This is a genomic window from Pseudomonas sp. MF6396, assembly GCF_002018915.1.
In the GTDB taxonomy this organism is placed as follows: Bacteria; Pseudomonadota; Gammaproteobacteria; order Pseudomonadales; family Pseudomonadaceae; genus Aquipseudomonas; species Aquipseudomonas palmensis.
Genome location: NZ_MVOK01000052.1, coordinates 1 through 7,999, shown reverse-complemented (window position 1 = coordinate 7,999; position 7,999 = coordinate 1). Strand labels below are relative to the sequence as shown.

The window sequence follows — 7,999 nt, the reverse complement described above, 5'->3', positions numbered from 1 at the left end:
GCGTGTCCAGCTCGTCAATGATGATCCACGTGTTTTGCCCGCCTTCGGCGCGTTCAAGCCCCGCCGATACCAAAATATCCATCCAGCAGGCGATTAGATCGCGGGAGACGCCTAATTCGGACTCCTTGAACGGCACCCACAGCCAACGTGGATCAGTGCTTTGCATATATTCGCGGAGGGAGAAGCCGCCGCCGCGCATGAACTGCCAGCATTGCAACACTGTGCCAAAAACCGAGCGAATATTGGTCAACAGGCGGTCACCACCGTCTTGAGTCAAAACGCTGGACGAGGTGCCCGCAAGCAATGGTTGCAGGGCTTCGGCGCTGTAGCCGGTGGCGATCCGCAACAATTCGGCGTTATCGACATGGGTATTCATGCCCAAGTTAGCGAGCAGCTTTTGCGCCATTTCGTGCCATGCGCGCTCGCTGCCTTGGCCGTCCGGTACGACCGAACGTGTAATGCGCATCCAGTCGTGCGATTCACGGATTTCGTTCACCAAGTTCCAGCCAAGCGAGCGTTTATCGAACGGCGACAGCACCAGGTCACCAGGTGCGCCGAATTCGGCCCCAAATTCGCCGCCGTTGTCGATAACAATGGCGCGATCACCACGCGCCCGAATGTCGGCCAGCAAGCCGCGCAGTGCGACCGACTTACCGGCCCCGGTGCTAGCCGTGATGGCGATGTGCAGGGCCTCATTGGCGGGTGGGATTGGCGTCTGTGCCAGCCTCACCCACCCGTCAAAAACGTTCTTGTCGTGGTATTTGGTCGGATCGCGGCGAAGGTCGTTTTCCGCCTTGCGCCATTCCGGAGTGACATTGCCGCGCTCATCGGTGCGGGTAATGCCCCGTGCCGTCAGTTCTAGTGCACACAGAAGGCTTGCCGAGGTGGAGAGTTCAACCCCCCTTACCACCTTGGGATCGCTGCGACCCTCTGGCAGATATTTTTCTATGAGGACTTTCACGAATCCCAGCCCGTACCAGACGGCGGCGCCCATCACCGCCAGCTTGACCCAACCAGTCAGCGGGGTTGAAAAGCCTAGTTGCTGCGTCCAAGCCCACCAGACGAGCCAGATCAGTGCGAGGTAGCGCCAATGCCATTTCATGGTTTGGCCTCCCGGCGATCTGAGCCTCTGCAAAGACCGCTCGCAGGGCCTCTAGATGTCCATATGGGCAGTTCTAACGGAAAGTTGGGGGCTGTGCTTCGGTTCTTCAGTATTTGCGCATAGGTGGCCGTAGCGGTGCTTACGGCAGCGTGGTCAGTTATGGTCAATCCACGCTGCACTTGGAGCAAGTGCCCCTGCCAATTACGCAAATAGGTTATATGCGCCTCGTTTGGCTTTGCCTTTTTGCGTTCATCAGCTAAATGCTGGGATGCCAGGGCCCTGACATTCCCTATGGTGCTAATGGCTGTTTCGTATTTGGCCAGTTCATCTCTTTCAAATGTCATACGGCAGCCTCTCCATAGCTTTATGTATGTAACGCCATTGCCACCTCATAGTGTTTTATCCAGGGCGGCGAGCTCGTCGATCAGCGGCGCGAGGCGCCGCTGATCGACGTCTCGCTTCACGGTGGCCTGAACCATGCTCAAGAGCCAATGGCGTATTTTTGCGTCCTTGCGCGCTTCGGCCAAAAGCATCCCGCCCAAAATGATTTTTTGCCCGTTTTCGAGCGCCCGGCTCTGATTACGAAGGCGAGCCAATTCGGCTTCCTTTTGTGCGATTTTTTGCTCTATCGTCAGCGCCATTTATCCCGCCTCCTCTCTTTCGGTCGTGCTACGATATCACGCAGCCAGAGAGCGAAGCGAACTGCAAAGTGCGCACTTACGGGTTGCTACGCAACCCAGTACGCCCTGCGGGGCTAAAGCAAAATCAAAAGCACAGGAATCAAGAGCCGTGGCAATTTTCCACTGCACCACCAAACCGATAGCGAGAAGCGCCGGACGTTCGTCCGTTGCTGCTGCTGCTTATCGGTCTGGTAGTGAGTTGGTCGATCAACGCACCGGCTTGATCCACGACTACACCCGCCGGGCGGGTGTCGAGTCGGCTGAAATCCTGATGCCGGACGGCGGAACCGCCGACCGTTCCGAGCTGTGGAACGCCGCTGAAGCCGCCGAAAAGCGTAAGGACTCGCGCACTGCCCGCGAATGGATCGTGGGTTTGCCCGCCGAGCTGGGGGAGGCTGGCCGCAAAGAGTTGGCCCGCGACTTCGCCCGCGAACTGGCCGAGCGTTATCGTGTGGCCGTGGACGTGGCGATTCATCGCCCAGACCAGGAAGGCGACCAGCGCAATCACCATGCCCACATTCTGATGACGACCCGGGAAGTCAGCCGGGGGGTTGATGGCATCGAGCTCGGCAATAAAACCGCCTTGGAGCTGGGCGACAAAGACCGCGCTAAGGCTGGAATTGAGGGGCGCAGCGCGCACGACATCGAGCAGTTGCGCGAGCGTTGGGCCGACCTAACCAATCGCGCCCTGGAGCGCGAAGGCCGTGCCGAGCGGATCGACCATCGCAGCCTTGCCGCTCAGGGCATCGACCGCGAAGCCACCACGCACCTTGGCGCAGTCGCTACGGACATGGAGCGCCGGGGCAAGGCGTCCGACCGGGGCGACGGCAACCGCCAAGTGATGGCGAACAACGTCGAGCGGGAGCGGGTCAGCGCGCAGATTATCGACCTCGCGGCCGAGCGGGAGCGCCGCCGTCCGGTCGAAAAGACCAAGACCGCCGCCGAGATTCGGCAGGACATCGAGCAGTACAAGCGCCGCCATGGCCGTCCGGCGTTCATGGATGCCGCTGACGTTGCAGCTCAGTCGTCGCCCGTGACCACGGCTTACGCCAAGGTGCGCGACCTGACGCAAGAGCGTAACGAGGCACAGGCCCGAAAATACCAAGCGATGGTGGAAATTGAAGAGTGGTCGGAGCGGCACCCCATGCGTGCCAAAATGGCGGCTATTGGACTGAACAAGCCGGATTACTTGGTTGAGCGCGAAAACGCCGTGAAGGCCGCGAACACGGCGCTGGAAGCACTGCCGGCGAAGATCGAGCAGGCCGACAAAGCCTATCTGCAGATCAGGCGCGAAGAGACGGCCAAGATCAAGGCGCAGTATCAGCCACAACGCGAGTGGGTGGCCAATGCTGAGCGCCTGGCCGCTGAGCGTGAACGGATCGAACGAGCTGAGCGCCTAGAAACTGCCAAGCGCGAGAACGATAAGCGTGACCCAGAACGGGAACGCTCACGAAGCCGCAATTTCCCCAGAGAACGCTAGTTCCGTTGATCAACCGCCAAGGCTGGCGTTCCTGTCGTTCGGTTTAACCAGGCCGTGCCGAGTGGGCGTGTAGTGGTCGTGGCCAGGCGCTTTTGAGCTTCACGCTACGGCTCATATCCGCGATAGTGGTGCTTTCGCTTTAGGAGTTACGGAGGGTCAGGCAAAATCGCAGCTCAGATACTGGAGCAGCGATCCAATGAAGCTACTGTTTACCTACGATGATCGTGACGATGCCGAAGAGGCTGCCGAGAAGCTGACCGGTGAAAAACGGCTGGCTAGTGAGCGGGATTCAACAGTCACAATCTATAACCTCTTTGGTATTCCCAGTTGGGGGAATTTTCACCGGCTGGGAATGTACAGACTAGGTGAACTTAAAGACCTGTTAGCTCGCCGCACCGCCTGGCAACAGATAGACCAGGCTAACCATGCAGAGATTATTGCCATGCTAGAAACGGTGGCAAAAAACTATGGTGTTGAGGTTCCAAGTCACTGGTACTGAATTAGGGCGCAATGCCTACCAGGATAATAGGCACTGCTGGAATACCACGGCCTTGCCTCATTAGATTGAACAAATCCCTTTCATAATAAGGAACGCCAGATGACATATCTCGTTCCATGGACTTCATTGGAACAATCTCTATACCAACATCGATGTTGCCGTTGATATAGAAAGACATGTGTTTGACGAAAAGGTCGTGGGCAACAAAAGAATATTTACCAAACTGCACTTCAACCGCAACCCGATCCTTAATGAAGTCGGTTTGATTATAGGTCATGATTGGTTCTTGATTGCCTTCCTCAATAGTTCTTTTCTGGTCATCAGGTTTCAGGTTTACAATCTGACGTAAAATCCTGGTGTCCTCAGATAACCAGTTAGTAACTCTCTCTTCTTTCCAATTGTTTTTTTCAAATAGCTGTTTAAACTCGGCATTCATATCTACAGGCGAATAAAGAGTTTTCCCTGCTTTTCTTGCTTCGGCAGATGCTTTTGTCCTGCACCGTTCAGCATCTACTCCCGCAATAATAGCTTCAACCTCTGCCCATATTTTAGGCTTATGGTACTGAAGGTATTCAAATCCATTTAAGTGGGAGTAGTACTGAACAATTCGCATCTAATGTCCGCCATTGGGCAACGTAGGGTCGTAGACCGGCTTATGCATCGGTCTAGTGTCGAGTGTTCCTGCCCTGAGGGCGTGAACTCGTTCCCATGCTACATCAACGTATTCGCGTATGACATCACATCCATAGGTGCGTCGGTCATGCTTGAGGGCTGCCACTGCGGTAGAACCCACGCCCATGTAGGGATCAAACACTGCATCGCCGGGATTCGTGAGCGAGAGAACCAGACGCTCGACCAGCTCAACAGGGAACTGGCAAGGGTGGATGGTCTTCTCGACGTGGTTATTTTTCACATTAGGAAGTATCCACATATCACCAGGATTTTTACCCAACGGGTTTCCTGATAACTGCCCTGCTTTTTCACCTTTATAGTATTTTTTGTTCGGATATTTGGACGGCACCCTAATTGGATCAAGGTTGAATGTGTATTCATCTTCCTTAGTGAACCAAAGAATTGTCTCGTGTCTTCCTGACAATCGGTTCTTACAATGTAACCCGTGCTCAAAATGCCATATTATGCGGTTTCTTAGTTTTAGTCCGTGATCTTTGAATAGATGATAAAGAACTATGTCTAGCGGGAAAATTTCGCCCTTTTGGACATGATTACCGACCTGCCAGCATATTGAACCCTGCGGATGAAGCAAACGGACGCACTCAGAAATTACTTGCGTTTGGCCACGTATATAATCCTCAAGAGATGAGCGTTTTTCGTATGACTTTCCGATGTTGTACGGAGGAGACGTAACGATCAGCTTCATTGATTCGTTTTCTAAGCCCCGCATAAAAAGAAGATTGTCTTTATGTACAAGAACGGCGTCTTGGTTATCTGAATTCACTGTATTGGCTTTCATGGTCACCTCTGCGTATTACAAATATACGGCATTCTCTGCTAGAGATCCAGCACTTAGCCGAGCCGTGTGAGGTGTTCGTCGAATAACGGAACCGCTAGTCCTTGTGGATCAACCGCCAATGCTGCTTCGGCAGGTCAAGCAGCAATCCGGAGGTGCCTAAGTGTCCCTCGGTATCATCCTGGTGATCGACGCAGCTATCAGGTACTGCTCGTAATGCAACACCGTCTTTCGCCCAGTCTTACTGGCGGAAGGCCCATTTTTTCCACCACGGCAGCGGTAGCTGCGGTGAATCTGGCACGCCTTCGGGCGTGTCAGGTATGACAGATGGCACAGGATCAGGTTTGTGCTCGATCAAGCGCATCGCCTGGCGAAGTTCGGCGACTTCTTCCCGTAGAGCTTTCAATTCGGCCAAGATCAGGGCCGTGTCTTGTGTGCCAACACCAGTGCCAGCGTGTGCCGGTTTCTCAATCTCAGACTGTGCCACTGGGAGCAAAGTGCCATAGACGCGGATTAGCTCAGACGTCTCCAATCGACGGGCGTTATCACCCTCAGGCGCCCAAGATAGACGGCCTTTAGACATATCCCGGTAGAGCGTTCGACGGCTCTTTCCGGTCAACTGCTGTGCCTCTTGGATAGTGTGCCACGCCATGTGTCACCGCTCCTCGATTTGGTGTGCCACTTTACTCGTGCTTACCTAAACTGCGATAAAGGAGGCGCGCATAAGCTGCGTTATCTGATGCTGTACATCCTCGCATGCTTCAAAGAAAGCCAATGGCGCATCCTCTGTGCCATCGTCCAGGATGCTTTCCATGTCATGGACCAGCGCCCCGAGTTGACGGAGATGCTGTTTAACGTCGGCTAGATTCATTGTCAGTCTCCATATCTTGGATGTCAGAGCCCCTAACGCGGGGCACTTCATCCCTTGTGACTGGCAATAATTCAGCTTGGTCCGGGGGAGGCAAATCGCCGGTAGATATCGGATGTTCGCCGGCCTGAAGAACGGGAACATGGCGCAACTCGACATTATCCCAGTCCTCAACAGGCCTCCCCTGATCGCTTTCGCTGACCACTACCTCGGCGTAGAACGACGCGTATCGCTTGCCGCTATGGTCCCGCCAAACGACCTTGGAGTTGATGACATAGCCGTTAGCTGTCCCGATTTTCACGATTTGGAGCCAGCGCTCTGACTCAAGTAGGCGAATGGCGTTATGTATCGCCGTTCTGCCGTAGTTGAGGATCTGGCAGAGAGTGGACTGGCTGATAACAATCGCGTTGGTCTTATTCATCCGCTCCGTCAGCAGCATGAAGACTTGAAACGCGCTAGGGCTACGCCGAGACAATTCACGAATGTCTCGGATGTAACCACGGGTCAGCATGGCGAAATCAGCGGGGTCTTTTCTGATCTGTTTCAAGTGAACATATCCGTTCGGCCTGGTGAACATGATGTTCAGTATATATGAACGCCGCGTGCGCACAAGATGTTCACTCAGATGGTAAATGTTCACTCAGCTAGTGAACATATATGTTCACCCTAGAGTGAACATATCAAGCAGGTCAAAAAATGGCTGCAGGCCACGTATTTACTGGTGTTCAGACTTTTTTGTCCAGAAGTGCCCTCTTTTTCTTTTAGGAGCGGGGCTAAGTGGTGCCGCCTGCGGCGCCACCGCTTGCGGTCTTGCAGGCTGCGATGAACGCAGCCGCCGACCTCAGTCCGCGTTTAGCCTGTGATTTTGGTGTTGCTTCGAAAAACGTCAGAGACGATATGCTCTATCACGTCCAGGTCGTTCCAAATCGCTGGTCGGGTGCTTTTTCCGGCCAGGGATTTGGGACGGCCCGACAACGAGCGCAGCGAGGCGTCAGTCTGATAGTTATCCACGGAGCGAAGCGAGGTGGGTAACTGTCCCAGACGGCTCGTTGGTGCTCTTTGCCCCGTAACGGCGCAAAGCGCCGGGCGGCCATAGGCCGCCTGTAACTGATTTTTTTAACGGGAATTCGCGAGTTTGAGATCGTGCGAAGCAAGATCAAGCGCCGTTCCAGTCGCTGTGCGCCCGTCTTACACCGCACACAAACTCTAGGCCTTACACGGGCTGCTTCGCTCCTTCACGGCGCTGGCTTACGCCCTGCGCGCTTCGCTTGCGTGTTAGACAGTGAAAGGGCTGTCATCCACTTCCACAACGTCCTTTGGCTCTCAGTCGTCACCCAGATAGGTCGGGAGCCCTTCAGGGTATATCACTGGCCCATGCCGTGGTTTAGTCGCTTCCAACGACACCTGGCAGCGTCCAATCGGGTAGTCGCCCGCGAGATTGATATAGCCCTGCAGATCGGGGAGGTTTTGAAGCTCGGAGGGCATCACGGCCTGTTCCCGCTGGAGCGATTCGGTGGACGATGCGCTTTGCCCTTTCGAGGTGCTGGACAACTTCCAGCGTTCGCGCTCGCCCAATTCTCGGGCCAGCTTTTCCGCTGTCTCGCCATCTACGGAACGCAAAATGAGCTTGTTCGAAAAGCAGTTGAGTAGCGTCGAGGCACGTTCCCTGCCGTAAGTGGACACGAGCTGACTGTAGGACTGGAAGGCTACGACCACACGCACGTTGCGTTTGCGGAGTTTGGTGGTGGCGGCAATCAAGCTGGCTAACTCTCCGAGCGTGTCCAGCTCGTCAATGATGATCCACGTGTTTTGCCCGCCTTCGGCGCGTTCAAGCCCCGCCGATACCAAAATATCCATCCAGCAGGCGATTAGATCGCGGGAGACGCCTAATTCGGACTCCTT

9 protein-coding genes are annotated in these 7,999 nt (G+C 54.8%); 2 read left to right on the top strand and 7 right to left on the bottom strand.

Features of this window, described 5'->3' with window-relative positions:
- Positions 1–1,102 (bottom strand): type IV secretion system DNA-binding domain-containing protein (locus tag MF6396_RS27310; protein ID WP_153046140.1); only part of this gene is annotated, 1,102 nt, incomplete at its 3' end.
- 389 nt (positions 1,103–1,491) lie between these two features.
- Positions 1,492–1,743: a hypothetical protein gene (locus tag MF6396_RS27305; RefSeq protein WP_078481982.1), complete on the bottom strand. Its 252-nt coding sequence runs from the start codon at positions 1,741–1,743 to the stop codon at positions 1,492–1,494.
- Between the two features lie 25 nt (positions 1,744–1,768).
- Here MF6396_RS27305 and mobQ point away from each other — a divergent pair, with 25 nt between their 5' ends.
- Together mobQ and MF6396_RS27295 are read left to right on the top strand one after the other, a co-directional pair.
- On the top strand, positions 1,769–3,262 hold the full coding sequence (gene mobQ / locus MF6396_RS27300) for a MobQ family relaxase (protein ID WP_338013434.1): 1,494 nt from the start codon (positions 1,769–1,771) through the stop codon (positions 3,260–3,262).
- A gap of 196 nt (positions 3,263–3,458) precedes the next feature.
- On the top strand, positions 3,459–3,761 hold the full coding sequence (locus tag MF6396_RS27295; protein ID WP_047299609.1) for a hypothetical protein: 303 nt from the start codon (positions 3,459–3,461) through the stop codon (positions 3,759–3,761).
- Position 3,762: 1 nt separating this feature from the next.
- Here MF6396_RS27295 and MF6396_RS27290 read toward each other — a convergent pair whose 3' ends face one another.
- The 5 genes from MF6396_RS27290 to MF6396_RS27270 all read right to left on the bottom strand — a co-directional run.
- On the bottom strand, positions 3,763–4,374 hold the full coding sequence (locus tag MF6396_RS27290) for a BglII/BstYI family type II restriction endonuclease (RefSeq protein WP_047299607.1): 612 nt from the start codon (positions 4,372–4,374) through the stop codon (positions 3,763–3,765).
- Positions 4,375–5,232: a DNA-methyltransferase gene (locus tag MF6396_RS27285; RefSeq protein ID WP_078481981.1), complete on the bottom strand. Its 858-nt coding sequence runs from the start codon at positions 5,230–5,232 to the stop codon at positions 4,375–4,377.
- Positions 5,233–5,470: 238 nt separating this feature from the next.
- Positions 5,471–5,881: an entry exclusion protein 1 gene (locus tag MF6396_RS27280; RefSeq protein ID WP_233098630.1), complete on the bottom strand. Its 411-nt coding sequence runs from the start codon at positions 5,879–5,881 to the stop codon at positions 5,471–5,473.
- Positions 5,882–6,080: 199 nt separating this feature from the next.
- Entirely contained in the window at positions 6,081–6,644 is a 564-nt protein-coding gene (locus tag MF6396_RS27275; RefSeq protein WP_139053267.1) for a helix-turn-helix domain-containing protein, read from the bottom strand.
- 776 nt (positions 6,645–7,420) lie between these two features.
- Positions 7,421–7,999, bottom strand: a 579-nt coding sequence (locus tag MF6396_RS27270) for a type IV secretion system DNA-binding domain-containing protein (RefSeq protein ID WP_153046139.1), incomplete at its 5' end; no start/stop codon positions are given.

Coding starts and splice junctions, on each gene's coding strand:
- MF6396_RS27305 (WP_078481982.1), bottom strand. CDS start 1,743: ATGGCGCTGACGATAGAGCAAAAAATCGCACAAAAGGAAGCCGAATTG.
- MF6396_RS27295 (WP_047299609.1), top strand. CDS start 3,459: ATGAAGCTACTGTTTACCTACGATGATCGTGACGATGCCGAAGAGGCT.
- MF6396_RS27290 (WP_047299607.1), bottom strand. CDS start 4,374: ATGCGAATTGTTCAGTACTACTCCCACTTAAATGGATTTGAATACCTT.
- MF6396_RS27285 (WP_078481981.1), bottom strand. CDS start 5,232: ATGAAAGCCAATACAGTGAATTCAGATAACCAAGACGCCGTTCTTGTA.
- MF6396_RS27280 (WP_233098630.1), bottom strand. CDS start 5,881: ATGGCGTGGCACACTATCCAAGAGGCACAGCAGTTGACCGGAAAGAGC.